This window comes from Streptomyces sp. NPDC001634 (assembly GCF_040298185.1).
Classification (GTDB): Bacteria; Actinomycetota; Actinomycetes; order Streptomycetales; family Streptomycetaceae; genus Streptomyces.
Map to the genome: position 1 here is coordinate 91,266 of NZ_JBEOZU010000021.1, position 24,386 is coordinate 115,651.

Annotated in this window: 23 protein-coding genes; 14 read left to right on the plus strand and 9 right to left on the minus strand. The window is 70.4% G+C overall.

Annotated elements, in window-relative coordinates:
* Nucleotides 1-265 precede the first annotated feature (265 nt).
* The 5 genes from argC to ABT186_RS16450 all read left to right on the plus strand — a co-directional run bounded on the left by argC (nt 266) and on the right by ABT186_RS16450 (nt 5,337).
* Nucleotides 266-1,294, plus strand: coding sequence for an N-acetyl-gamma-glutamyl-phosphate reductase (gene argC, locus ABT186_RS16430; RefSeq protein ID WP_351925531.1), 1,029 nt, complete (start codon nt 266-268; stop codon nt 1,292-1,294).
* Entirely contained in the window at nt 1,291-2,469 is a 1,179-nt protein-coding gene (gene argJ, locus ABT186_RS16435; RefSeq protein ID WP_351232734.1) for a bifunctional glutamate N-acetyltransferase/amino-acid acetyltransferase ArgJ, read from the plus strand. Before argC ends, argJ begins: the two co-directional genes overlap by 4 nt.
* A gap of 162 nt (nt 2,470-2,631) precedes the next feature.
* Complete coding sequence (gene argB / locus ABT186_RS16440; protein WP_351232732.1) at nt 2,632-3,567, plus strand: acetylglutamate kinase; 936 nt, start codon at nt 2,632-2,634, stop codon at nt 3,565-3,567.
* The gene (locus ABT186_RS16445; RefSeq protein ID WP_351232730.1) at nt 3,564-4,793 is read left to right on the plus strand and encodes an acetylornithine transaminase; all 1,230 of its coding nucleotides are present in this window, start codon (nt 3,564-3,566) and stop codon (nt 4,791-4,793) included. Before argB ends, ABT186_RS16445 begins: the two co-directional genes overlap by 4 nt.
* Before the next feature lie 7 nt (nt 4,794-4,800).
* The gene (locus ABT186_RS16450) at nt 4,801-5,337 is read left to right on the plus strand and encodes an arginine repressor (RefSeq protein WP_351232728.1); all 537 of its coding nucleotides are present in this window, start codon (nt 4,801-4,803) and stop codon (nt 5,335-5,337) included.
* A 61-nt stretch (nt 5,338-5,398) separates the two neighbouring features.
* Here ABT186_RS16450 and ABT186_RS16455 read toward each other — a convergent pair whose 3' ends face one another.
* The 5 genes from ABT186_RS16455 to ABT186_RS16475 all read right to left on the minus strand — a co-directional run bounded on the left by ABT186_RS16455 (nt 5,399) and on the right by ABT186_RS16475 (nt 10,383).
* Entirely contained in the window at nt 5,399-6,199 is an 801-nt protein-coding gene (locus tag ABT186_RS16455; RefSeq protein WP_351232726.1) for an FAD:protein FMN transferase, read from the minus strand.
* Nucleotides 6,200-7,000: an FMN-binding protein gene (locus tag ABT186_RS16460; RefSeq protein WP_351925533.1), complete on the minus strand. Its 801-nt coding sequence runs from the start codon at nt 6,998-7,000 to the stop codon at nt 6,200-6,202.
* Nucleotides 7,001-7,028: 28 nt separating this feature from the next.
* Nucleotides 7,029-8,366 carry a ferredoxin reductase family protein gene (locus ABT186_RS16465; protein ID WP_351232740.1) on the minus strand — a complete coding sequence of 446 codons (1,338 nt, stop codon included), beginning with the start codon at nt 8,364-8,366 and terminating at the stop codon, nt 7,029-7,031.
* A gap of 124 nt (nt 8,367-8,490) precedes the next feature.
* A complete protein-coding gene (locus ABT186_RS16470; protein WP_351925535.1) occupies nt 8,491-9,024 on the minus strand; it encodes an FMN-binding protein in 534 nt (177 codons plus the stop codon).
* Nucleotides 9,025-9,033: 9 nt separating this feature from the next.
* The gene (locus ABT186_RS16475; protein ID WP_351232720.1) at nt 9,034-10,383 is read right to left on the minus strand and encodes a ferredoxin reductase family protein; all 1,350 of its coding nucleotides are present in this window, start codon (nt 10,381-10,383) and stop codon (nt 9,034-9,036) included.
* A gap of 206 nt (nt 10,384-10,589) precedes the next feature.
* On the opposite strand from ABT186_RS16475, the gene ABT186_RS16480 reads away from it, so the two are divergent.
* Together ABT186_RS16480 and ABT186_RS16485 are read left to right on the plus strand one after the other, a co-directional pair.
* Nucleotides 10,590-11,330: a response regulator transcription factor gene (locus ABT186_RS16480; protein ID WP_351925537.1), complete on the plus strand. Its 741-nt coding sequence runs from the start codon at nt 10,590-10,592 to the stop codon at nt 11,328-11,330.
* 29 nt (nt 11,331-11,359) lie between these two features.
* Nucleotides 11,360-12,829, plus strand: coding sequence for a sensor histidine kinase (locus tag ABT186_RS16485; protein ID WP_351925539.1), 1,470 nt, complete (start codon nt 11,360-11,362; stop codon nt 12,827-12,829).
* On the opposite strand, the gene ABT186_RS16490 is transcribed toward ABT186_RS16485, so the two are convergent.
* The 3 genes from ABT186_RS16490 to ABT186_RS16500 all read right to left on the minus strand — a co-directional run bounded on the left by ABT186_RS16490 (nt 12,816) and on the right by ABT186_RS16500 (nt 15,139).
* Entirely contained in the window at nt 12,816-13,520 is a 705-nt protein-coding gene (locus tag ABT186_RS16490) for a L,D-transpeptidase family protein (protein WP_351232716.1), read from the minus strand. The two genes, ABT186_RS16485 and ABT186_RS16490, sit on opposite strands and share 14 nt — an antisense overlap.
* 3 nt (nt 13,521-13,523) lie before the next feature.
* Complete coding sequence (locus ABT186_RS16495) at nt 13,524-14,111, minus strand: pyridoxamine 5'-phosphate oxidase family protein (RefSeq protein ID WP_351232714.1); 588 nt, start codon at nt 14,109-14,111, stop codon at nt 13,524-13,526.
* A gap of 125 nt (nt 14,112-14,236) precedes the next feature.
* Nucleotides 14,237-15,139, minus strand: coding sequence for a hypothetical protein (locus ABT186_RS16500; RefSeq protein ID WP_351925541.1), 903 nt, complete (start codon nt 15,137-15,139; stop codon nt 14,237-14,239).
* Nucleotides 15,140-15,444: 305 nt separating this feature from the next.
* Between ABT186_RS16500 and ABT186_RS16505 the strand changes: the two genes are divergently transcribed.
* From ABT186_RS16505 to ABT186_RS16525, 5 genes are all read left to right on the plus strand, one after another.
* Nucleotides 15,445-16,641, plus strand: coding sequence for an argininosuccinate synthase (locus ABT186_RS16505; RefSeq protein WP_351232710.1), 1,197 nt, complete (start codon nt 15,445-15,447; stop codon nt 16,639-16,641).
* A 130-nt stretch (nt 16,642-16,771) separates the two neighbouring features.
* Complete coding sequence (argH, locus tag ABT186_RS16510) at nt 16,772-18,199, plus strand: argininosuccinate lyase (protein ID WP_351925543.1); 1,428 nt, start codon at nt 16,772-16,774, stop codon at nt 18,197-18,199.
* Nucleotides 18,200-18,268: 69 nt separating this feature from the next.
* Nucleotides 18,269-19,240: an aldo/keto reductase gene (locus ABT186_RS16515; protein WP_351232706.1), complete on the plus strand. Its 972-nt coding sequence runs from the start codon at nt 18,269-18,271 to the stop codon at nt 19,238-19,240.
* Between the two features lie 80 nt (nt 19,241-19,320).
* The gene (locus ABT186_RS16520) at nt 19,321-19,872 is read left to right on the plus strand and encodes a TetR/AcrR family transcriptional regulator (protein ID WP_351925545.1); all 552 of its coding nucleotides are present in this window, start codon (nt 19,321-19,323) and stop codon (nt 19,870-19,872) included.
* Nucleotides 19,869-21,467 (plus strand): MFS transporter, encoded by a 1,599-nt coding sequence (locus ABT186_RS16525; RefSeq protein ID WP_351232702.1) that lies wholly within the window; start codon nt 19,869-19,871, stop codon nt 21,465-21,467. The genes ABT186_RS16520 and ABT186_RS16525 overlap by 4 nt, the downstream gene beginning before the upstream one ends.
* 132 nt (nt 21,468-21,599) lie before the next feature.
* Here ABT186_RS16525 and ABT186_RS16530 read toward each other — a convergent pair whose 3' ends face one another.
* The gene (locus ABT186_RS16530) at nt 21,600-22,271 is read right to left on the minus strand and encodes a lysophospholipid acyltransferase family protein (RefSeq protein ID WP_351232700.1); all 672 of its coding nucleotides are present in this window, start codon (nt 22,269-22,271) and stop codon (nt 21,600-21,602) included.
* 342 nt (nt 22,272-22,613) lie between these two features.
* Between ABT186_RS16530 and ABT186_RS16535 the strand changes: the two genes are divergently transcribed.
* Nucleotides 22,614-23,774, plus strand: coding sequence for a glycerophosphodiester phosphodiesterase (locus ABT186_RS16535; RefSeq protein ID WP_351925547.1), 1,161 nt, complete (start codon nt 22,614-22,616; stop codon nt 23,772-23,774).
* An 89-nt stretch (nt 23,775-23,863) separates the two neighbouring features.
* Nucleotides 23,864-24,370: an RNA polymerase sigma factor gene (locus ABT186_RS16540; RefSeq protein WP_351225241.1), complete on the plus strand. Its 507-nt coding sequence runs from the start codon at nt 23,864-23,866 to the stop codon at nt 24,368-24,370.
* Nucleotides 24,371-24,386: the final 16 nt, after the last annotated feature.

A 24,386-nucleotide genomic window follows, 5' to 3' on the forward strand; every position in this document is an offset into this window, starting at 1 on the left:
GCCACGGCCCCCACCCCGGGCGTGCGAGTTGCCCCGGCGGCAACCCGGGGGGGGGGGGCGGGAGGGGCGTAAATCCCCGCTACCCCCCCCGTCCGCGTCCGAGGCGGCGATTCCGTCGGCCTTCGTCGCCTCCCGCTGTCTCCCGCTGCCTCCTGCTCGGTCGCGCCGCCGCGCGCCCGGGAGGCAGGCGGCGGCGGGTCCGACGCACAGGATTGCATAAACGTGCAGCGAAACGTATAGTCATGCCATCCAGGAGGAGGGTTCCATGACGGTACGTGCGGCGGTGGCCGGAGCGAGCGGGTACGCGGGCGGAGAGCTGCTGCGTCTGCTTCTGGCGCATCCCGAGGTGGAGATCGGCGCCCTGACCGGCAACTCCAACGCCGGACAGCGGCTCGGCGCGCTGCAGCCGCATCTGCTGCCCCTCGCCGGTCGTGTGCTGGCCGAGACCACCCCGGACGCCCTTGCCGGTCACGACGTCGTCTTCCTCGCCCTGCCCCACGGGGAGTCCGCCGCCGTCGCCGAGCAGCTCGGCCCGGATGTGCTCGTGATCGACATGGGCGCCGACTTCCGGCTGAAGGACGCGGCCGACTGGGAGAAGTTCTACGGTTCCCCGCACGCCGGGACCTGGCCCTACGGCCTCCCCGAACTGCCGGGTGCCCGCGCCGCGCTGGAGGGGTCCAAGCGCATCGCGGTGCCCGGTTGCTACCCGACCGCCGCCTCCCTCGCCCTCTTCCCCGCGTACGCCGCCGGGCTCGCCGACAACGAGGCCGTGATCGTCGCCGCCTCCGGCACCTCGGGCGCGGGCAAGGCGCCCAAGCCGCACCTGCTCGGCAGCGAGGTCATGGGGTCCATGTCCCCGTACGGCGTCGGCGGCGGCCACCGGCACACGCCCGAGATGATCCAGAACCTGAGCGCGGCGGCAGGGGAGCCGGTCTCCGTCTCCTTCACACCGACCCTCGCCCCGATGCCGCGCGGCATCCTCGCCACGTGCAGTGCCAAGGCGAAACCCGGCGTCACCGGCGAGGCCGTCCGCGCCGCCTACGAGAAGGCCTTCTCCGACGAACCCTTCGTCCATCTGCTCCCCGAGGGGCAGTGGCCCGCCACCGCGTCCGTCTACGGTTCCAACGCGGTTCAGCTGCAGGTCGCGTACGACGAGGCCGCGGGCCGCATCATCGCGATCAGCGCCATCGACAACCTGACCAAGGGCACCGCGGGCGGTGCCGTCCAGAGCATGAACATCGCCCTCGGGCTCGACGAGACCACCGGGCTTTCCACGATCGGAGTCGCACCGTGAGCGTCACCGCTGCCAAGGGGTTCACCGCCTCGGGCATCGCCGCCGGGATCAAGGAGAACGGCAACCCGGACCTGGCCCTCGTGGTCAACAACGGGCCCCGCCTCGCCGCCGCGGGCGTCTTCACCTCCAACCGTGTCAAGGCCGCGCCGGTGCTGTGGTCCGAGCAGGTTTTGAAGGCCGGCGAGGTGTCCGCCGTCGTCCTCAACTCCGGCGGTGCCAACGCCTGTACGGGCCCCAAGGGTTTCCAGGACACGCACGCGACCGCGGAGAAGGTCGCGGAGTCGCTCAACACGGCAGGACACGACGAGACGGGTGGCCACAACTCCGGCATGGTCGCCGTGTGCTCGACCGGCCTCATCGGTGTCCTGCTGCCGATGGACAAGCTGCTGCGGGGAGTTGACAAGGCCGTCGCCCAACTCGGTCCGCACGGCGGCGAGAAGGCGGCCATCGCCATCAAGACCACCGACACGGTTCACAAGACGTCGGTCGTGACCAAGGACGGGTGGACCGTCGGCGGTATGGCCAAGGGCGCCGGCATGCTGGCACCCGGCCTCGCCACCATGCTCGTCGTCCTCACCACGGACGCCGACCTCGACAGCGGGACCCTGGACACGGCCCTGCGCGCCGCCACCAGGGTCACCTTCGACCGTGTCGACTCCGACGGCTGTATGTCCACCAACGACACGGTGCTGCTGCTCGCCTCGGGCGCGTCCGGAATCACCCCGGATCACGCCGAGTTCGCCGCGGCCGTCGAGTCGGTCTGTGCCGACCTCGGCCGTCAGCTCATCGGCGACGCCGAGGGCGCGAGCAAGGACATCAAGGTCGAGGTGATCAACGCCGCGACCGAGGACGACGCCGTCGAGGTGGGCCGCTCCATCGCCCGCAACAACCTTCTGAAGTGCGCGATCCACGGCGAGGACCCCAACTGGGGCCGCGTCCTGTCGGCGATCGGCACCACGAAGGCCGCCTTCGAGCCCGACCAGCTCAACGTCGCCATCAACGGCGTCTGGGTGTGCAAGAACGGCGGCGTCGGCGACGACCGCGAGCTCGTCGACATGCGCTACCGCGAGGTGCACATCGTGGCGGACCTCGCGGCAGGCAACGAGTCTGCGACGATCTGGACCAACGACCTCACAGCCGACTATGTCCATGAGAACAGCGCCTACTCATCTTGACGTGCCCGCCTGGTTGTCGCGGGTCCTCGTCGTCGCCGACGAGGGTTCCTGCTTCACAGGCGACCGCTCGCCCCGGACGTGTCCGGGATGAGTCTTACAACGCCTCCGCAGGCCAGCACCGCCCGCCCGGCGGCTGATCCGAGATCTTTCCGAAAGTCGGCTATGACGGTCAATCACTCAGAAGAGCGAAAGTCCTCGACACGCAAGCACACGGCACTGCCCAAGGCCCAGATCCTCATCGAGGCGCTGCCCTGGCTGACCCGGCACCACGGCAAGACGGTCGTCATCAAGTTCGGCGGCAACGCCATGGTGAACGAGGAGCTGAAGGCCGCCTTCGCCCAGGACGTCGTCTTCCTGCGGCACGCGGGCCTCAGGCCCGTCGTCGTGCACGGCGGTGGGCCGCAGATCAGCGCCGCCCTGGACAGGCACGGCATCGTCAGCGAGTTCAAGGCGGGCCTGCGTGTCACCACGGAGGACGCCATGGACGTCGTACGCATGGTGCTCGCCGGGCAGGTGCAGCGCGAGCTGGTCGGGCTGCTCAACCAGCACGGGCCGCTCGCCGTCGGCCTCACCGGCGAGGACGCGCACACCATCACCGCCACCAAGCACCAGCCCGAGATCGACGGCGAGCTGGTCGACATCGGGCGCGTGGGTGAGATCACCGACATCGACACGGGCGCGATCGAGGCCCTGCTCGCCGACGGCCGCATCCCGGTCGTCTCGTCGATCGCCCGTAGCCAGGACGACGGACATGTCTACAACGTCAATGCTGATACGGCTGCTGCGGCACTCGCTGCGGCACTGGGCGCCGAAACCCTCATGGTCCTCACGGACGTCGAGGGCCTCTACGAGGACTGGCCGAACAGTGACGAGGTGATCAGCCGCCTCACCGCTTCCCAACTGGAGAAGCTGCTGCCGGAGTTGTCCTCCGGCATGGTGCCGAAGATGGAGGGCTGTCTGCACGCCGTGCGCAACGGCGTCAACACCGCCCGCGTCATCGACGGCCGGGTCCAGCACTCGATCCTGCTGGAGATCTTCACGGACGAGGGCATCGGCACGATGGTGCTGCCCGACGACGAAGAGGGGGACGCCGAATGACCGGCACCGCGACCAACGAAGAGCTCACCCAGCGGTGGCAGGGCGCGCTCATGAACAACTACGGCACCCCGCGGCTGCCCCTCGTCCGCGGCGAGGGCGCCAGGCTGTGGGACGCCGACGGCAAGGAGTACGTCGACTTCGTCGGCGGTATCGCGGTCAACGCGCTCGGCCACGCCCACCCCGCGGTCGTCGAGGCCGTCAGCAAGCAGATCGCCTCCCTCGGCCATGTCTCCAACCTGTTCATCGCCGAACCGCCCGTCGCCCTCGCCGAACGGCTGCTCCAGCTCTTCGGCCGCGACGGCAAGGTCTTCTTCTGCAACTCCGGGGCCGAGGCCAACGAGGGCGCCTTCAAGATCGGCCGGCTGACCGGGCGCACCCATGTGGTCGCCACCCAGGGCGGCTTCCACGGCCGCACCATGGGCGCCCTCGCGCTCACCGGCCAGCCCGGCAAGCAGGAGCCGTTCCTGCCGCTGCCCGGCGACGTCACGCACGTCCCGTACGGCGACGCCCAGGCCCTGGCCGCCGCGGTCACCGAGGACACCGCCCTCGTCATCATCGAACCCATCCAGGGCGAGAACGGGGTCGTCGTGCCGCCCGCCGGTTACCTCAAGGCGGCCCGTGCGATCACCGCCGCCACCGGGGCGCTGCTCGTCCTCGACGAGGTGCAGACCGGCATCGGCCGTACCGGGCACTGGTTCGAGTACCAGGCCCACGAGGGCGTCCTGCCCGACGTGGTCACGCTCGCCAAGGGCCTCGGCGGCGGCCTTCCGCTGGGCGCCACCGTCGCCTTCGGCAGGGCCGCGGAACTGCTCCAGCCGGGTCAGCACGGCACGACCTTCGGGGGCAACCCCGTCGCCTGCGCCGCAGGGCTCGCCGTCCTCGACACCATCGCGGCCGAGGGCCTGCTGGAGAACGTGAAGCGGCAGAGCGAGAAGCTCCGGGACGGAATCGAGGGCCCCGGCGGGAGTTCCCGTCACCCGCTGATCGACCATGTCCGGGGCTCGGGCCTGCTCCTGGGTATCGTGCTCACCGAGCCACTCGCGCAACAGGCGCAGCAGGCGGCTCAGGACGCCGGTTTCCTGGTGAACGCGCCCGCCCCGAACGTCGTACGGCTGATGCCGCCGCTGAACCTCGGCGACGACGCGGTGGAGGCCTTTCTCCAGGCGCTCCCCGGTGTCCTCGACGCAGTGAACCCAGTGAATGGGGACGGACGATCCGGAGAATGAGGCGACGATGAGTCAGGCGCAGGACCAGGAGCACACGGGGCCCGCCGTGCCGCAGACCCGCACCGCACGCCACCGCCGGATCGTGGACATCCTCAACCGGCAACCGGTGCGCTCCCAGAGCCAGTTGGCGAAGCTCCTCGCCGACGACGGGCTGAACGTCACCCAGGCGACGCTCTCCCGGGACCTGGACGAGCTGAACGCGGTGAAGATCCGCAACACCGACGGCGACCTCATCTACGCGGTCCCGAGCGAGGGCGGCTTCCGCACCCCGCGCGCACCGCTGGGCGAGTCGGCCAAGGAGGAGCGGATGCGGCGTCTGTCCCAGGAGCTGCTGATCTCCGCGGAGGCCTCCGCCAACCTCGTGGTCCTGCGCACGCCACCGGGTGCGGCCCAGTTCCTGGCCTCGGCCATCGACCAGGCGGAACTGCACGACATCCTCGGCACGATCGCGGGTGACGACACACTGCTGCTCATCAGCCGCGACCCGAGTGGGGGCCAGGCGCTGGCGGACCACCTGCTGCGACTGGCGCAGAACAACCACTGACACACGCGAGGAGGGCGTACCGATTCCGGTACGCCCTCCTCGTACGAGTACGGGACACGAGTCATCCCAATCGAGCCGCGAGCCCTCCCGTGCACCGCACCTCGTCGCCCGCGGTGATCAGCAGCGCCTCCACGTCCGGCAGGGACTCCAGCCAGGCCAGCCCCTCCCGCGAGCCCATCGCGAACGCGGCCGTCGCCCAGCAGTCGGCCCAGGTCAGCCGCGGAGCCACCACGGTCACGGCCACCAGATCGGTCACCGCGGAGCGGCCCGTGCGCGGGTCCACGATGTGCGCACCGCGCTCCGCGGTCCCGGACGTCGCCACGGCAAGTTCGTCCGCGCCGGCCGCGGAGACCACCGCCGCGAGCCCGCCGGGCCGCAGTGGATCCGACACGCCGACCCGCCAGGGACGGTGCGGCCCGGGCACGCCGTACATCTGCACGTCCCCGCCCCCGTTGACACTCACTCCGCTCGCTCCGGTCGCCGCCAGGCTCCGGGCCGCCCGTTCGACCGCCCAGCCCTTCACGATCCCGGTCGGGTCGATCCGGCCCTCGTACCGGGTGCTGAACCAGCCGTCGCTGACCCGCTCGGCCTCCTCGCCCAGAGCGAGCACCTCGGCGACCTCCGGATCGCAGCCCTCGACGGTCAGCTCTCCGCGGACGAGCCGGGATATCTGGCTGTCCTCCCGGTAGGTGCTGAACACCTCGTCCACGCGGTGCAGCCCGGCGATCGCCTTCTCCAGCGCACTCTGCACGGCCTCGGGCTCACCGCCGCGCACGTCGAAGGAGAAGACGGTGCCCATCACCTCCTCGGCGTGGCGCAGCACGGGAGGGGCCTCGGCGGGGTCGGTCACCTGATCGGCCATTCAGCCACCGGCCTTGTCCAGGGCCGACTGAAGAGACTGCTTGTACCCGGCGCTGGTGTAGGTCGCGCCGGATACCGCGTCGATGTTCGCACTCTGCGCGCTCACCGCCTCCTGGTTGAGCTTGGGTACGGCCATGGCGGTCTTCTGGTCGCTGAGGCCGCCCTTGGGCGCCTGGACGGCCTCGGCCTTGGTGACCTTCCCGCCGCTCACCGTCACACGCACCTGGACGGGGCCGTACTGCGTCTGCACCACGTTACCCGTCACCGCACGCGCCTGGGCCGACGATCCGGTCGACCCGGAGCCGCCCGCGGAGCCGGACGAGCCGCTGCTGCTGCCGGACGCGGTCTTCGCCTTGTCGATCGCCGACTGCAGGGACTGCTTGTACCCGCCGCTCGTGTAGGTCGCCCCGGAGACCGCGTCGATCTGCGCGCTCTGGGCCGCGACAGCCTCCTGGTTGAGCTTGGGTACGGCCATGGCGGTCTTCTGGTCGCTGAGGCCGCCCTTGGGCGCCTGGACCGCCTCGGCCTTCGTGATCTTCCCGCCGCTCACGGTCAGACGCACCTGGACGGGGCCGTACTGCGTCTTCTCCACGTTGCCGGTGACGGTCTGCGCGCCCGTCTGCTGCCCGCTGCCGCCCTGCGGCGCCTCCTGCGCCGCCGCGGTCTGCTGCGGCGCGGCTCCGCCCGCCGCCGCGGCCGAGGCCGGACCGGACGCCGGCTTCAGCGACAGCAGCAGCACGATCCCGGACACGGTGGCGGCGCCGGCGAGCACGACACGCCGAATGGGGTGGCTCTTCCTCATCGTTCCTGAGCTCCTGATTTCCCGTCGCTCACATCTCGAACGACTCGTGATGGATGCGGCGGGCGGGGACCCCCGCGCCGCGCAGTGCTTCGTACACCTGCTGCGCGAAGCCGGGCGGCCCGCACATGAAGACGTCGTGGCTGTCGATGTCCGGGAGCTTCCGGCGCAGGGTGTCCGCCGAGATGTCCGGGCGCTCCCCGTCCGGGCTGTTGACCGCGTACATCAGCCGGGCGCCGCGCTCCTCGGCGATCTGGGCGAGCTCGTCCCACAGCGCCAGGTCCTGTGTGGTGTTGGCCCGGTAGAGCAGGGTCAGGTCGCCGGGGGCCCCGGGCAGCGTTTCGAACAGTGCCCGCATCGGGGTGATGCCGACGCCGCCGGCCACCAGGAGCACCTTGCCGCGGCTGCGCCGGTCGGCGGTCAGCGCCCCGTACGGGCCCTCCGCCCACACCCGGGTGCCGGGCTCCAGGTCACGCAGCGCGGAGCTGTGGTCGCCGATCGCCTTGACCGTGATGCGGAGCATGTTGGGGCGGGGTGCCGCCGACAGCGAGTACGGGTGCGAGCTGAACCGCATGCCGGGCGCGAGGAACCGCCAGCGGAAGAACTGCCCGGCCTCGGCGCCCATGCGGTGCAGCTTCCGTCCGGTCATCAGCACCGAGACGATTCCGGGCGCCTCCTCGATGACCGCCTCGACCCTCAGCCGGTGGCGCAGGTTCAGCCGGATCGGCGTGAGGATCCGGTACCAGATCACCAGCGCGGTCACCGACCCGTACAGCGCGTACCAGGCGGTCTTCGCCTCCGGCTGGGCGGCGAACTCGTTGCCGGTCGACAGCTGGTGCCAGAACGACAGGTAGGTGGCCGCGTAGGTGAGCAGATGGACGTGGTACCAGAGGTCGTACGAGATCCTGCGGCGGACAGGGCCCATCGAGAGCAGCCCGATGAGCACCAGCAGACCCGTGCCGATGGTGGCCTTGCCCACGTCCGGCAGCTGGTTGATCGAGTCCATGGTCTGCTGCACGATCCCGCCGAGCCCCTTGCCCGCCTGCAGGGCGTAGCCCCACATGGTCAGGAAGAGGTGGGCGAGGACCAGGCAGATGGTGTACCGGCCGGTCATCGCGTGCCAGCGTGCGACCCGGTCCGAGCCGACCCGGCGCTCCAGCGCGGGCACCCGCGCCATCTGCAGCACGACCAGCGCCATCAGATAGCCGGCGAGCAGGCCGGTGATCCGTCCCGCATTGAGAATTCTGCTGTTGTTGTCGGCGATGGACGGGGTGTTCATCCACCACAGCCAGATGACGCCCGCAGCGCCCGCCCAGACGGCGACCAGCAGCGGGACGGCGTGGGAGCGGCGTGGGCGGATGGCGCGCATCGTCTGGCGCCGCGCGGCGCGGCCACCGGCGATCGTGGACACGGTCTCCTCCGTGGTCCTGCGTGGGACGGGTGAGGCCAGTGGCCCCCTTGGCCCAGAGGTACGTGGCGGAGACGCCGTGCGTTCAAGCCTTCGCGGAGTCCAGGGCCGACTGGAGTGACTGCTGATAACCCTGGCTCGTGTAAGTGGCGCCGGAGACCGTGTCGATGTTCGCGCTCTGCGCGGTGAGCACCTCCTGGTTCAGCTGTGGGACGGCGTAGCTGTTGATCTGCTGGTCCCGTGGGTTGTCCTGGGGGTACGTCACCGCCGTGGCGTCGGTGATCCTGCCGTTCTTCAGGGTGATCCGGACCTGGACGGGGCCGTAGCGGGTCTGGACCGAGCTGCCGGTGACGGTCTTCGTGCCGGTCGTGGACGACCCACCCGAACCACTCGACCCACTCGGACTGCTTGAACCGCTTGAACTGCCCGGTCCGCCGGATCCGCTCGATTCGCCGGAGCCGGCCGACGCGCTCGCACTGCTCGACGGGGCGGGCGCGGCCACGGCGACGCCCGGTGTGGAGTGCGGCTTCATCGACAGCAGCAGCACCATCCCGGACACGGTGGCCGCGCTCGCCAGCACGATCCGGCGCAGCGGGCTCTTCCTCTTCAACGTGTGCATGAAAAGGCCTCACAGTTCGAACGACTCGTGGTGGATACGGCGGTCGGGCACCCCGGCCGCGCGCAGCGCCTCGTACATGTCCTCGGCGAATCCCGACGGGCCGCACAGATAGACGTCGTGGTCGGCGAGTTCGGGCACCGCGCCGTGCAGCGCACCCGGCGTCAGCCGCGGGCGCGAGCCGTCCTCGCCGTTGAGTGCGTACAGCACCCGGGCGCCCCGCCAGCGGGCTATGGACTCCAGCTCGGCGCCCAGCGCCAGGTCCCCCGCCGAGCGCGCCCGGTACAGCAACGTCACCTCGCCCGGCAATGTCTCGAACAGGGCGCGCAGCGGGGTGACCCCGACGCCGCCCGCGATCAGCAGTGACTTGCCGGTGGTCTGCCGGTCGGCGGTCAGCGACCCGTACGGACCCTCCGCCCACACCCGGGTGCCGGGCCGCAGCAGGGTCACCGACGCGCTGTGGTCGCCGAGCGCCTTGACGGTGATGCGCAGCTGCTTCGGGCGGGGCGGCGCCGACAGGGAGTACGGCGTGGACGTCCAGCGCATGCCGTCCGTGAGGAACCGCCAGCGGAAGAACTGCCCCGGCTCGGCGCCCATCTCGTCCAGGCGCCGGCCGCGCATGACGACGGACCACACGCCGGGCGCCTCCTGGTGCACCGACGCCACCCGCAGCTTGTGGCGCAGGTTGAGCCGCACCGGGGCGAGGATCCGGAACCACACCACCAGGGCCGCGACACCCAGGTACAGCGCGTACCAGGCGGCCTGGGCGACCGGGTTCCCGGTGAACTCGGCGCCAAGGGCGAGCTGGTGGCCGAAGGCGAAGAAGACCGCCACGTAGGTGAGGAGGTGCACGTAGTACCAGAACTCGTGGCTGACCCGGCGGCGCACGGCGCGCATCGACGTGATCCCGACGGCGAACAGGATGAGCGTGCCGAGGGTGGCCTTGATCATCTCCGGGTAGTCGAAGACCACGGTCATCGTCTCGTGCACGAGCGAGACCCTGTCCTGGGCGGCGTACCCGGCGAGGATCAGGACGATGTGCGCCACCAGCAGGCAGATCGTGTACCGCCCGGCCATCGCGTGCCAGCGCGCCACCCGGTCCGAGCCGATCCGCCGCTCCAGCAGCGGCACGCGGGCCATCAGCCCGACGAGCACGGCGCAGGAGTACCCGCACAGCAGCCCGGCGATCCGCCCGGCCCCGGTCAGCCAGCCGGCCGCGCCCACCACGGAGCCGGTGTCCTGCCACCACAGGGCCACCACGGCGGCCGCCCCGGCCCACAGGAGGGCCAGCAGCGGGCTCGCCGGAGAGCGCCGGACGACCGGCGACAAGGGTGGCGCCTGCTGCTGGTAGACCGCGGTCATGATCCGTTCCTTTCGGGCGTCGAGGACGCAACTGTGCAAGCGGAACTTCTGAGGCGGCTCTGAGGAATCTGAGCCTGTCCTGAAAACGACGCGGTACGAGGGCCCTGCGCAGGGAACTCTCGGCGGACGCGGCCCGGCACTCATAGAGAACTCAGAGGGACCGGTGGTCCCGGCCACTGCCGGGGTGGGTGATCCTGGAAAGCGCGATGAACACACCACGCTCCGGCCGACCCGCCCTCGCCCGCCCCGACGGCACGCCCCTGCGCGTCCTCGTCGTCGACGACGACCCGGACCTCGCCGAGGTGCTGTCCGGGGCCCTGCGCTACGAGGGCTGGGTGGTGCGCTCGGCCGGCGACGGCGCCACCGCCGTCGCCGAGGCCCGCGACCTGATGCCCGACGCCGTCGTTCTGGACGTGATGCTCCCGGACACCGACGGCTTCTCGGTGCTGCGCACCCTGCACACGGTGAAGCCGGACGTCTGTGTGCTCTTCCTCACCGCGCGGGACGCGGTCGAGGACCGCATCGCGGGCATCACGGCGGGCGGTGACGACTATGTGACCAAACCGTTCAGCCTGGAGGAGGTCGTCGCCCGGCTGCGCGGACTGCTGCGCCGCGCAGGCATGGCCCGGCAGCTGGAGGAGGGCCCCCGGCTGACCGTGGGCGACCTGGTCATGGACGAGGAGGCCCGCGAGGTGACCCGGACCGGCGAGCTGATCGAGCTGTCCCCGACGGAGTTCGAGCTGCTCCGCTTCCTGATGCGCAATCCGCGGCGCGTGCTCAGCAAGGCACAGATCCTCGAGCGCGTGTGGTCGTACGACTTCGGCGGTCAGGCCCATGTCGTCGAGCTGTACATCTCCTACCTGCGCAAGAAGGTGGACGCGGGCCGCGAGCCCATGATCCACACCGTGCGCGGGGCCGGGTACGTGCTCAAGCCGGTGGTCCGGTGAGGGCGGGGCTGCGGGCGGTGGCGCGGTGGATGCGGTGCCTGCCCCGCCCGCGCACGCTGCGGGCCCGGCTCACCGCCGGGCTCGTCGTACTGCTCGCGCTCAGCTGCGCCGCCGTCGGGCTGGCCGCCGTCATCGAGCTGAACGGCTTCCTCACCGGCCGGCTGGACCAGCAGCTGCGCGACGTCGGCCAGCGGTTCCCGGCGAGCCTGGAGCACGGCATCATGCCGTCGGACCATGACGGCGACGAGCGCCCCGACACACGCAAGCAGCCCTCCGGCACCTTCGGCGCCCGGCTGGTCGGGGACACGGTCACCAACGCGGCGGTGGTGCGCCCCGGCAGCGACACCAGCGATCTGAGCACTCCGCTGAGCAAGCGGGACAAGCGGACACTCACGGGGCTCCGCGTGGACGGCAGGGGCCACAGCGTCCGCCTGTCGTCCCTCGGCGGATACCGGCTGATGGCGTTCGAGGGTCTGGACGGCGACGTGCTGATCACCGGAATGCCGCTGGAGCCGGTGGAGGCCGCGGTACACCGCCTGGAACTCGTCGCCGCAGTCGTCTTCGGCGCGGCCCTGGCGGTCACCGGGGTCGCCGGCGCCGTCTGGGTGCGGTGGTCCCTGCGGCCGCTCAGCCGGGTAGCCGCGACCGCCACCCGGGTCAGCGAACTCCCGCTCGCCAGCGGCGAGGTCGCGCTGCCGCCGCGCGCCCCCGAGGACGACCCGCACGGCGAGGTGGGCCGGGTCGCCGGCGCCTTCAACCGCATGCTCGGCCATGTCGAGGACGCGCTGACCAAGCGGCACGCGAGCGAGGAACGGCTGCGCAGCTTCGCCGCCGACGCCAGCCACGAGCTGCGCACGCCGGTCGCCTCCGTCCGCGGCCATGCCGAGCTGGCGTTGCTGCACCCGGGTCCGGTGCCGCCGGAGGTGACCCACGCCCTGGAGCGGATCGCCGCGGAGTCGGGGCGCATGGGCGAGATGGTCGACGATCTGCTGCTGCTGGCCCGTCTGGACGCGGGGCGCCCCCTCGAGCGGCGCTCTGTCGACCTCACTCGCCTGGTTCTGGACGCGGTGGCGGACGCGCGGGCGGCGGGGCCGGGACACCGTTGGACGATGGAGTTGCCTCAGAAGCCGGTGACGGTGACCGGGGACGCTCACCGGCTCCATCAGGTGTTGGCCAACCTGTTGGCCAACGCGCGTTTGCACACACCCGTGGGCACCAAGGTGACCGTCTCACTGGCGACCGAGGACACGACGGTCGTCCTCACGGTGCACGACGACGGCCCAGGAGTCCCCGACGAGATCCAGCCGGGCGTCTTCGAACGCTTCACCCGGGCCGACCACCGCCGTCGCGCGGACCACCAGGGCGGCGGCACCGGACTCGGCCTGTCGATCGTGGCGGCGGTGACGGAGGCGCACGGGGGGAGCGTGGGGCTGGAGAGCCGCCCGGGGGCGACGAGGTTCACCGTGCGTCTGCCCGGAGGCGGGGCTAGTAACGAGTGATGGCGGTCGTCCCGCTCGCCGTCCCGATCGCAATATGCGGCCCCCGCGAAGGCTCAACCCACTCCACAAGACGCCGCATCGCATCCTCAGGCACCGACACACACCCCTCCGTCGCCGCCTTCCCGTTGACATGCAGGAAAATGCCGGCGCCCCGCCCCCGCACAGGCCGCCGGTAGTTGAACCCGATGACAAAGGCGTACCCGTACTGCGGATCGTGCGCGATCAGATGCTCCGACTCGGACGCCCGGCAGTCGGCCGCCAGAGGCTCCGTCCAGCGGTTGTAGGAGGCGGAGTCGTTGTCCTGACACCACCACGAGTCCTGGTGCACCCGGCGGTACGACGCCTTCGTGCCCTTGGGCGCGGCCTTGATCCCGAAAGCGTACGGAAGGTCGTACAGGCCGGTGGGCGTGGTCTTCGTCCCCTGCTTCCGTGTGCCGCCCTCGGCGAGCCCCTTCGCGCCGAAGCGCGCCGCCGCCGAACCGGCCTTCACCCACTGTCCGCCTCGGCGGTCCCACCAGGTGACCGTGCCCGATGTCGAGCCGGTCGTGGGTGTCTGAGCCGTGATGAGCTGGGTGCCGCCTCCGGTGTCCGCCATCCGCTCGGGCAGCGGTACCTCCTCGGTGGCGCCCGGCGCGGTGCCGAGCAGAAGGAGGGAGGCGAAGGAGAGGGCGGCGACGGCACCGGGGCGCATGGCTCAGAACGTAGACGGCGGCAAGGGCAACGGAAGTCCCGGCAGGCCGTCCAGGCTGGATTCGACGTGATCTTTCCCCCGGAAGTAGTCACTGAGGGAGGCGTCGTCCTCACGCGCGAACCGCCTGCCGTGCAGATCGCGGTCCTCTTCGTATGTCATGAAGGGCACCGCGTAGCCGCAGGAGTCCCGGACATGCTCGGCCGTCACGACGATGATCGCGCGCAGACCGTGGGGGGTCGGATCGATGTCCGGGAAATGGGTGAGGAGTTCCTTGAAGCGGGGGTCGTCGCGGAAGACCGGCTCACCGCGTCCGTGCACCCGCACGATGTTCGGCGGTCCCTGGAAGGCGCACCACATCAGGGTGATCCGGCCGTTCTCACGGAGGTGCGCGATCGTCTCGGCGGTGGATCCGGCGAAGTCCAGATAGGCCACCGTCAGGTCGTCGATGACGGCGAACGAACCCTTGAGCCCCTTGGGGGAGAGATTGACCGTGCCGTTCGCCGACAGGGGAGCGGTGGCTGTGAAGAAGAGGGGTTGCGCCTCGATGAACGTACGCAGTCTGCCGTCTATGCGCTCATAGGTCTTTCCCATGTCTAACGATTATCGGGGAAATTCCTTCGGCTGTCTAAGGAATTGCGGCGTCCGGTTCTCCGGTGTTCGCCGGGTGTCCATGGCCGCCCCGGCCGGCGCGCGGGGCGGCCACGGTGCCTGTCACATCACTTGTTGAGCGTGCAGGCGGCCAGGGAGTCGAGGCCCTGCGGCTTGGTGCCCTTGCGGCCGATGGCGATGGCGATGCGGTCGATCGTCGAGACGCGCTTGTCCTTGAGGGGGCCGAGGATGGCGTTCTGGACGAAGTTGGGGCCGCCCTGCCCGACCGAGGAGGCGAGTCGCTTGTTGGCCTCGGCGATCTGGGTGTTGAGGAGGTCGAGGTTGCGGTTGACCTCGGCCTGGGCGGAGGCGGGTACCGCGGGCAGCTTGGACTTCACGTCGGGGCAGGTGATGGTGCCCGCGGCGTTGTTGTTGCCCGTGTTGGCGTTGTTCCCGGCGTTGCCGGCGTTGCCTGTGTTCGCCTTGCCGCCGTTGTTGCCTGCGTTGTTGTTCCCGCCGGCCTGCTGGGTGGCCGCCGCGCTCGGGGCGGCGTTCCCGGCGTTCGCGGCGCCGCCCGTGTTCGCGGCGCCGCCGGCGTTGAGGGTGCACGGCGCCAGCGCGTCCAGACCCTGCGGCTTGGTGCCCTTGCGGCCGATGGCGATGGCGATGCGGTCGATCGTCGAGACGCGCTTGTCCTTCAGGGGGCCGAGGATGGCGTTCTGGACGAAGTTGGGGCCGCCCTGGCCCACCGTGTCGACGAGTCGCTTGTTGGCCTCGGCGATCTGGGTGTTGAGGAGGTCGAGGTTGCGGCTGACCTCGGCCTGGGCGGAGGCGGGGATCGCCGGGAGCTGCGACTTCACGTCAGGGCACGTGATGGTACCGGGGGACGCCAGGGTCCTGGCGTCGTTGCTCTTGGACGTTTCCCCGGCGAGGGCGGAACCGGCGATCACCGCGCCGGACAGCGCCACTGCGGCGGCGCCGCCGATGATCGCCACGCGACGCTTGTTGTACTTCGGAAGAGCCCTGGACATGACGATGCCTCACTCGGGGTCGGGAATGACTGCGGTTACTCGGACCGCAAGCCATGGGGTGGCTGCTGTGACGAAACGCGGCGCCTGCGTTCGGCGAGAGATACGGGAAAGCGATTTCGAGTGTTCAAAGGGTTTTGAAATTGCCTTTCGAAACCGTGGCGGGCGCACCGGCCCCGCCGCCCGAGGGCCCGCCCCCGACACGCCGCGGGGACCCGATCCCGCCGCGCCGAAGCGCCTGGATTGACGAACCATGCAGACTCCTGCATACTCATGCATGTCAGCGAATGCACTGTGAGGAGAAACCCGTGACCGAGCGCGTCGTACTCGCCTACTCAGGCGGTCTGGACACCTCCGTCGCCATCGGCTGGATCGCCGAGGAGACGGGCGCCGAGGTCATCGCCGTTGCGGTCGACGTCGGCCAGGGCGGCGAGGACCTGGACGTCATCCGCAAGCGCGCGCTCGCCTGCGGTGCCGTCGAGGCCGAGGTCGCGGACGCCAAGGACGAGTTCGCCGACGAGTACTGCCTCCCGGCGATCAAGGCCAACGCCCTCTACATGGACCGCTACCCGCTGGTCTCCGCCCTCTCCCGGCCGACGATCGTCAAGCACCTCGTCGCGGCCGCCAAGAAGCACGGCGCCACCACGGTCGCCCACGGCTGCACCGGCAAGGGCAACGACCAGGTCCGCTTCGAGGCCGGCATCGTCGCCCTCGCCCCCGACCTCAAGTGCATCGCCCCGGTCCGCGACTACGCGATGACCCGCGACAAGGCGATCGCCTTCTGCGAGGAGAAGCAGCTCCCGATCGCCACCACCAAGAAGTCCCCGTACTCCATCGACCAGAACGTCTTCGGGCGCGCGGTCGAGACGGGCTTCCTGGAGGACATCTGGAACGCCCCGATCGAGGACATCTACGAGTACACCTCCAACCCGGCCGAGCCCCGCGACGCCGACGAGGTGATCATCACCTTCAAGCAGGGTGTCCCGGTCGCCATCGACGGCAAGGCCGTCAGCGTCCTGCAGGCCATCCAGCAGCTCAACGAGCGTGCCGGTGCCCAGGGCATCGGCCGGATCGACATGGTCGAGGACCGGCTCGTCGGCATCAAGTCCCGTGAGGTGTACGAGGCTCCGGGTGCCATCGCCCTGATCACCGCCCACCAGGAGCTGGAGAACGTCACGGTCGAGCGCGAACTGGCCCGCTACAAGCGGCAGGTCGAGCAGCGCTGGGGCGAACTGGTCTACGACGGCCAGTGGTTCTCCCCGCTCAAGCGCGCCCTGGACGGCTTCATCAACGAGGCCAACCAGCACGTCAACGGCGACATCCGCATGACCCTGCACGGTGGCCGTGCGGTCGTCACCGGCCGGCGCTCCGAGTCGTCACTGTACGACTTCAACCTCGCCACCTACGACACCGGTGACACCTTCGACCAGGCCGCGGCCAAGGGCTTCATCGACATCTACAGCCTGTCGTCGAAGATCGCCGCACGGCGTGATCTGCAGGCATAGCCTGACGTGGACCTCGCGTAAGGCCTCATATCGCCTGAGAGGCACCTCACACGCACTAGCCTGACAACCGCCTCCTCACTCCCGGGTGGGGAGGCGGCGGCACATCCAGACCTTCCTAGGAGCAACGCAAGTGAGCAGCAACAGCGGTGACGTACGGCTCTGGGGCGGCCGTTTCGCCGACGGTCCCGCCGAGGCCCTGGCGAAGCTGTCCGCGTCCGTCCACTTCGACTGGCGGCTCGCGCCCTACGACATCGCCGGTTCCCGTGCCCACGCGCGCGTGCTGCACAAGGCGGGGCTCCTCACGGACGACGAGCTGACGCGGATGCTCGCGGGGCTCGACCAGCTGGAAGCGGACGTGGCATCCGGCGACTTCATCGGCACCATCGCCGACGAGGACGTCCACACCGCCCTGGAGCGCGGTCTGCTGGAGCGCCTCGGCCCGGACCTCGGCGGCAAGCTCCGCGCGGGCCGCTCCCGCAACGACCAGGTCGCGACCCTTTTCCGGATGTACCTGCGCGACCACGCCCGCACCATCGGCGGTCTGATCGCCGAACTCCAGGACGCGCTGATCGGCCTGGCCGAGGCCCACCCGGACGTGGCGATGCCGGGCCGCACCCACCTCCAGCACGCCCAGCCGGTGCTCTTCGCGCACCATGTCCTCGCGCACGTCCAGGCCCTGTCCCGGGACGCCGAGCGGCTGCACCAGTGGGACGAGCGCACGGCCGTGTCGCCGTACGGCTCCGGCGCGCTCGCGGGCAGCAGCCTCGGCCTCGACCCGGTGGCGGTCGCCAAGGACCTCGGCTTCGAGCACGGCAGCTCGGCCAACTCCATCGACGGCACGGCCTCCCGCGACTTCGTCGCCGAGTTCGCCTTCATCACCGCGATGATCGGTGTCAACCTCTCCCGGATCGCCGAAGAAGTCATCATCTGGAACACGAAGGAGTTCTCCTTCGTGACCCTCCACGACGCGTTCTCGACGGGCTCGTCGATCATGCCGCAGAAGAAGAACCCGGACATCGCCGAGCTGGCGCGCGGCAAGAGCGGTCGTCTCATCGGCAACCTGACCGGGCTCATGGCCACGCTCAAGGCCCTGCCCCTCGCGTACAACCGCGACCTGCAGGAGGACAAGGAGCCGGTCTTCGACTCCATCGACCAGCTGGAGGTCCTGCTGCCGGCCTTCACCGGCATGATGGCCACGCTGACCGTGCACCGGGAGCGCATGGAGGAGCTGGCCCCGGCCGGCTTCTCGCTCGCCACCGACATCGCCGAGTGGCTGGTCAAGCAGGGCGTGCCGTTCCGCGTCGCGCACGAGGTCGCCGGCGAGTGCGTGAAGGCCGCCGAGGCCGAGGGCAAGGAGCTGGACGGGCTCACGGACGAGCAGTTCGCGAGGATCTCCGCGCACCTGACCCCCGAGGTGCGGTCCGTCCTCAACGTCCCCGGGGCCCTCGCCTCCCGCAACGGGCGGGGCGGAACGGCACCCAGCGCGGTCGCCGTTCAGCTCGCCGAGGTCAAGGCGGACGTGGCGGCGCAGCACGCGTGGGCGAGCGCCAAGAAGTAGCAGGTAAGAGGGGGCATCGCGGGTTACGTTGGTCCGGAGCCGCAAGGAGCCGACCGAACGGAGCCCGCGATGCCCTTCGCCCGACTGGCTGCAGCAACGACTCCCACATGCCACATCGGCCTCGGCCTGGCCGCCGTGGGCCGCCCCGGTTACATCAACCTCGGCCGGGAGCAGGACCTCCCGGAGCACCGCACCGTCGACGCCCTGCGCGAGCGCAGCCATGAACTCCTGGACGCCGCCTACGCCCAGGGCGTCCGCTACTTCGACGTCGCCCGCTCCTACGGCCGCTCGGAGGAGTTCCTCGCGGACTGGCTGAACGCGCGGCCCGACGTGGACGACGTGGTGATCGGCAGCAAGTGGGGATACACGTACACCGCGGCCTGGTCCACCGACGCCGAGCAGCACGAGGTCAAGGACCACAGCGTCCAGACGTACGAGCGGCAGCACGCCGAGACCACCGCCCTGCTCGGCGACCGGCTCGACCTCTACCAGATCCACTCGGTGACCCCCGACAGCCCGGCCCTCACCGACAAGGACCTGCACGCCAGGCTCGCCCGGGCGGCGGCCGAGGGCGTCACGATCGGCTTCTCCACCAGTGGCCCGGCGCAGGCCGACGCGATCCGCGCCGCACTCGCCGTCACGGTCGACGGCGAACCCCTCTTCCGTACCGTGCAGTCCACGTACAACGTGCTGGAGACCTCGGCCGGCCCCGCGCTCGCCGAGGCCCACGACGCCGGGCTCACGGTGATCGTCAAGGAGGGCATGGCCAACGGACGGTTGGCCGACCCGTACGCCCCCGAGGCGCTGAAGGCCGTGGCCGCCCGGACGTCGCTCGGCTGCGACGCGGTCGCGCTCGCCGTGATCCTGCGCAGGCCGTGGGCCGGTGTCGTCCTCTCCGGTGCGGCTACCGTCAGCCAGCTCGCCTCCAACCTGCACGCGGCCGTCGTCGACCTCGACGAGGACCAGATCACCCGCCTCGAGGCCCTCGCGGAGGACCCGCGCGCGTACTGGGAGCGGCGCGGGCAGCTGCCCTGGCACTGAGAACATCCCAAGTCAGTGGGTCCTGAGACTCGCATGCCTATTGTGAGACACAAATGTCTCACATGGGTTATGGTTGTCTCATGGCCCTCGACCGTGACCACGTGCTGCGCAGCGCAGCCGCCCTGCTCACCCGGAAATCCACCGCCACCATGGACGAGGTCGCCAAGGCGGCCGGGATCAGCCGGGCCACGCTGCACCGCCGCTTCGCGGGGCGCGACGCGCTCGTACGGGCGCTGGAGGCGCTCGGCATCGAGGAGTGCGAGGCGGCGCTGGACGCCGCACGGCTGGACGACGGCTCGGCCCAGCAGGCACTGCGCAGGTTCGTGAAGGAGATCGAACTGGCCGCCGGACTGCTCGCCTTCCTCTACACCGAGAACCAGCTCTTCGAGGGCGAGGGGCAGAACGAGGGCTGGGCCCGGATCGACGCCCGGATCGCCGCGCTGTTCCGGCGCGGCCAGGCGAGCGGCGAGTTCCGCATCGACCTCACCCCGGCGTGGCTCACCGAGGCGCTGTACGGCCTGTTGGCCTCCGGCGCCTGGGCCGTGACGGAGGGCCGGGTCGCCCCAAAGGACTTCACCTACATGATCGCCGAGCTGCTGCTCGGCGGCGCACTACGAAGAGAGGAACCATGACCAGCACCCTGCAGCACGGGGGTGCCCCCTGCTCATGGGGGACCCCCCGCTCGAGCGAAGCCGAGAGTGGGGGAGAAGCCGAGAGCCGGGGGGAGCGCACGTCGCAGGCGGAGAAGCGTCCGGGCCGGTGGCTCGCGCTCTCCGTCCTCGTGCTCGCCGTGCTGCTGGTGGCCGTGGACGCGACCGTCCTCGGCCTCGCGACTCCGTACATCAGCGAGGACCTGAAGCCGTCCGGCACCCAGCTCCTCTGGATCGGTGACGTCTACTCGTTCGTCATCGCCGGTCTGCTCGTCTCCATGGGCAGCCTCGGCGACCGCATCGGCCGCAAGCGGATCCTGCTCGGCGGCGCCACGGCCTTCGGGCTGATATCCGTCCTCAACGCCTACGCGTCGACGCCGGGGGCAATGATCCTGGCGCGGGCGCTGCTCGGCGTCGCGGGCGCCACCCTGATGCCCGCCACGCTCGCCCTGATCCGCAACCTCTTCCACGATCCGCGCGAGCGCAGCCTCGCCGTCGGTATCTGGGGCGCCACCGCTTCGGCCGGTACGGCGGTCGGCCCTGTCGTCGGCGGCTTCCTGCTCGAACACTTCTGGTGGGGCTCGGTCTTCCTCATCAACCTGCCCGTGATGGTGGTCCTCGTCCTCGTCGGCATCAGGACGCTGCCCGAGTCCCGCAATCCGAACCCGGGCCCCTGGGACCTGAACAGCGTCGTGCTGTCGCTCGTAGGCGTGGTCGGCGTCGTGTACGCCGTCAAGGAGGCGGCCGCCCACGGGTTCACCTGGCCGGCCGCGGGCACGGGGCTCCTAGGCGCCGCCGCCCTCTACGGCTTCGTCCACCGTCAGCTCACGCTTCCGGTTCCGCTGCTGGACATGCGGCTGTTCCGCAACCGCGGCTTCAGCGGTGCCGTGCTCGCCGATCTGCTGACCGTGCTCGGCATGTCCGGGCTGGTCTTCTTCCTCTCGCAGTTCCTGCAACTGGTGCAGGGAAGGCGACCGTTCGAAGCGGGCCTCGCCGAACTGCCCGCCGCTGTCGGCGCGGTGGTGGCGGGCATGGTCGCGGGTGCGGCGGCCCGGCGCTTCTCGGTGCGGGCCGTGGTCTCGGGCGGTCTCGCCGCGGTGGGCCTGGCGCTCGCCGCCCTCACCCTGCTCGACGGGTCCACCGGCTACCCGCTCATCGGGACCGCCCTGCTGGTCGTGGGCGTCGGCGCGGGTTTCTCGTTCACCGTGACGGCGGACGTGATTCTCTCCAGCGTGCCCAAGGAGCAGGCGGGCGCCGCCTCCGCGGTCTCGGAGACGGCGTACGAACTCGGCGCCGCCCTCGGCATCGCCCTGCTCGGCTCGATCGTGACCGGTGTCTACCGCGACTTCACGGGCCCGACCGGCACCCCTGCCCAGGCGCACGAGTCACTGGGCGGGGCGGTCGAGGCAGCGGCGGGCCTGCCGTCCGACACGGCCCAGGCCCTGCTGTCGTCGGCGCGCGAGGCGTTCGTAGAGGGCCTGAGTCTGGCAACGGGCGCGGGCGCGGCGGTGCTCCTGGCCACAGCAGTGGCGGCGTGGTTCCTGCTACGCGGACAGAACCTGGAAGACGCGGGGTAAGGGGAGTGCCCCAAAGGGGCGCGGGGCTGTGACATTCTGCGGCTCCGCCGCGTGGGCGCGAGCAACCGCAGTCGACCTGCACTCGCCCAACGGGCAGGACCCCGATGGCGATGAGGCGCCCCCAGGCTCCCGCTACGCGGCCTTCGCCTTCGTGGCGTACATGTCCACGTACTCCTGCCCCGACAACCGCATGACCTCCGTCATCACGGAGTCGGTGACGGCCCGCAGCACATACCGGTCCCGGTCCATCCCCTCGTACCGGGAGAACTCCATCGCCTCACCGAAGCGCACCGTGACCTTGCTCGGCCGCGGCATCCCCGCACCGCCCGGCTGGATCTTGTCCGTGCCGATCATGGCGAACGGAACGACGGGCGCCCCGGTCATCAGCGTCAGCCGCGCGATGCCGGTGCGCCCGCGGTACAGACGGCCGTCGGGAGAACGCGTGCCCTCGGGGTAGATGCCGAAGACCTTGCCCTCCTCGAGGATGCGGCGGCCGGTCATCAGCGCCGCGACACCGCCCTTGCCACCGTCGCGGTCGACCGGGATCATGCCGACCCCGGTGAAGAACCAGGCCATCAGCCTGCCCTTGAGGCCCTTGCCGGTGACGTACTCGTCCTTGCCGATGAAGAAGACCTGACGGTCGCAGACGAGCGGCAGGATCATCGAGTCGATGAACGTCAGGTGGTTGCCGGCCAGAATGACCGGGCCGTCGCCCGGGATGTGCTCCGCGCCCTCCACCTGTGGGCGGAACATCAGGCGCATGATCGGTCCGAGCACTGCCTTGATGAGCGCGAAGCGGGACAACGGGCCCTCCGGTGTCAAGGGATGCGGTATGAGTCTGTGCAGGTGAGGACGATACTCGCGACACCCGGCGGATCGCACATCGGGTCACGCACCGGATACACGTCGTTGACGACTGTTTACCTGCGATGGCGTTCTGTTGCACGTTCGTCATCCACGGGGCCGGTGTGACGAACATCGCGCCCAGCGGGTGACGGGGCGTCATTTCGGGTATCCCGATCGCCGTCACCCATGCATCCAGTAGGACGGTGCACGTCCGTCGTGCGTTCCCGTGTACGTCTCCCAACCGTCACCCGTACGCACCTACGATCGAGCCGCTTCGACAGGCGTGGCGGGAGGGAACCCATGGGGACGCAGGAGTCGTACGAGCAGGTTCGGGGAACGGGTCGTCGGGCGTTGCTCGGGGCCGCGGTGCTCGGCGCGGGCGGAGCGGTCCTCGGACTGCCCGGCGCCGCGAGAGCGGACGCACAGCACGGGGGCGGCCTCAAGAGCCTGCCGGTGCCGACGATCGTCGGACACCGCGGGGCCAGCGGCTACCGGCCGGAGCACACCTTCGGCTCCTACAACCTCGCCCTCGACCTGGGCGCCGACATCGTGGAGGCCGGTGACCTGGTCCCCACCAAGGACGGCCACCTCGTGTGCCGGCACGAGCCGGAGATCGGCGGCACCACCGACGTCGCCGACCACCCCGAGTTCGCCGACCGCAAGAAGACCAAGGTCCTGGACGGCGTCTCCACCACCGGCTGGTTCACCGAGGACTTCACGCTCGCCGAGCTGAAGACGCTGCGCGCGATCGAGCGCATCCCCGCCATCCGCCAGCACAACACCATCTACAACGGCCGCTGGGAGATCCCCACCTTCGAAGAGGTGCTCCGCTGGCAGGACGAGCAGACCCGCAAGCGCGGCAAGCAGGTGTGGATCTACCCCGAGACCAAGCACCCCACCTACTTCCGCAAGCAGGGCCTCGACATGGAGCAGCTGCTCTCGACGGCTCTGCGCAAGCACGGCAAGGACAGGAAGAACTCGCCGGTCATCATCCAGTCCTTCGAGCCGAGCAGCATCCAGAAGCTGAACAAGCTCGTCGACAACCCGCTCGTCGTGCTTCTGTCCGGCGCGAACACCCGCCCCTGGGACTTCGTGGAGGCGGGCGACCCGCGCACGGTCGCCGACCTCATCACCCCGAAGGGCCTCAAGGAGATCGCGTCGTACGCACAGGGCCTAGGCCCGACCCTCGACCTGGTCATCCCGAAGGACGCGAACGGCAACCTCACCGCGCCGTCGACGCTCGTCGCCGACGCGCACGCCGCGGGCCTGATCCTGCACCCGTACACGATGCGCGACGAGAACAACTTCCTGCCCACGAACTTCAAGAAGGGGACCGACCCGAACGCGTACGGGGACGTCTTCGGCGCCTTCAAGACGTACTTCGCCACGGGTATCGACGGTGTCTTCACCGACAACGCCGACACGGGCGTGCTCGCCCGCGAGGACTTCCTGCGCGGATGATGCGTCAATGCATGAGGCTTGATCCCCGGTTGGGGTGAATTACGGCCGCTCCGGCAACCCGTTGCCGGAGCGGCCGCGTCTCGCCGCACGTGACCCACGAGATGCTCAGGGCCCTGCGGCCCCTGCTCACCGCCGAGGCCTCGGCCGAGGCGTATGCGTGCGGGATGGAGCCGAACGACCTGGAACAGGCGGTCTGGCTGCGGCTCCTGGAGCGGCTGGAGGTGGACGGGCCGCCCGTCGACCCGCAGGGATGGCTGCGTCGGGTCGTCCGCTCAGAGGCGCGCCGAGGCCGTCGCACCGCCCGTCTCGAACTGCCGTACGGGTGCGAGCCCGCGGACGACAGGAGGCCGGACCCCGAACAACAGGCGCTCACGGCGGCCCGCCGCCGGGCCCTGCACGCGGCCGTACGCCGTCTTCCCGGCCGCTGCCCCCGCCTCATGGCGGCGCTGCTCTCCCCGCAGGACCTGACGTATCGGGAAATCGCAGGGGAGTTGGGTATCTCACAGGGCAGTCTTGGACCGGAACGCTCCAAATGCCTGGGATGTCTTCGTCGATTGCTGGCGGCGGAGGTTGCGGCCCGCGAACCGCGGGGATAGGAGTGAGGGACGACCG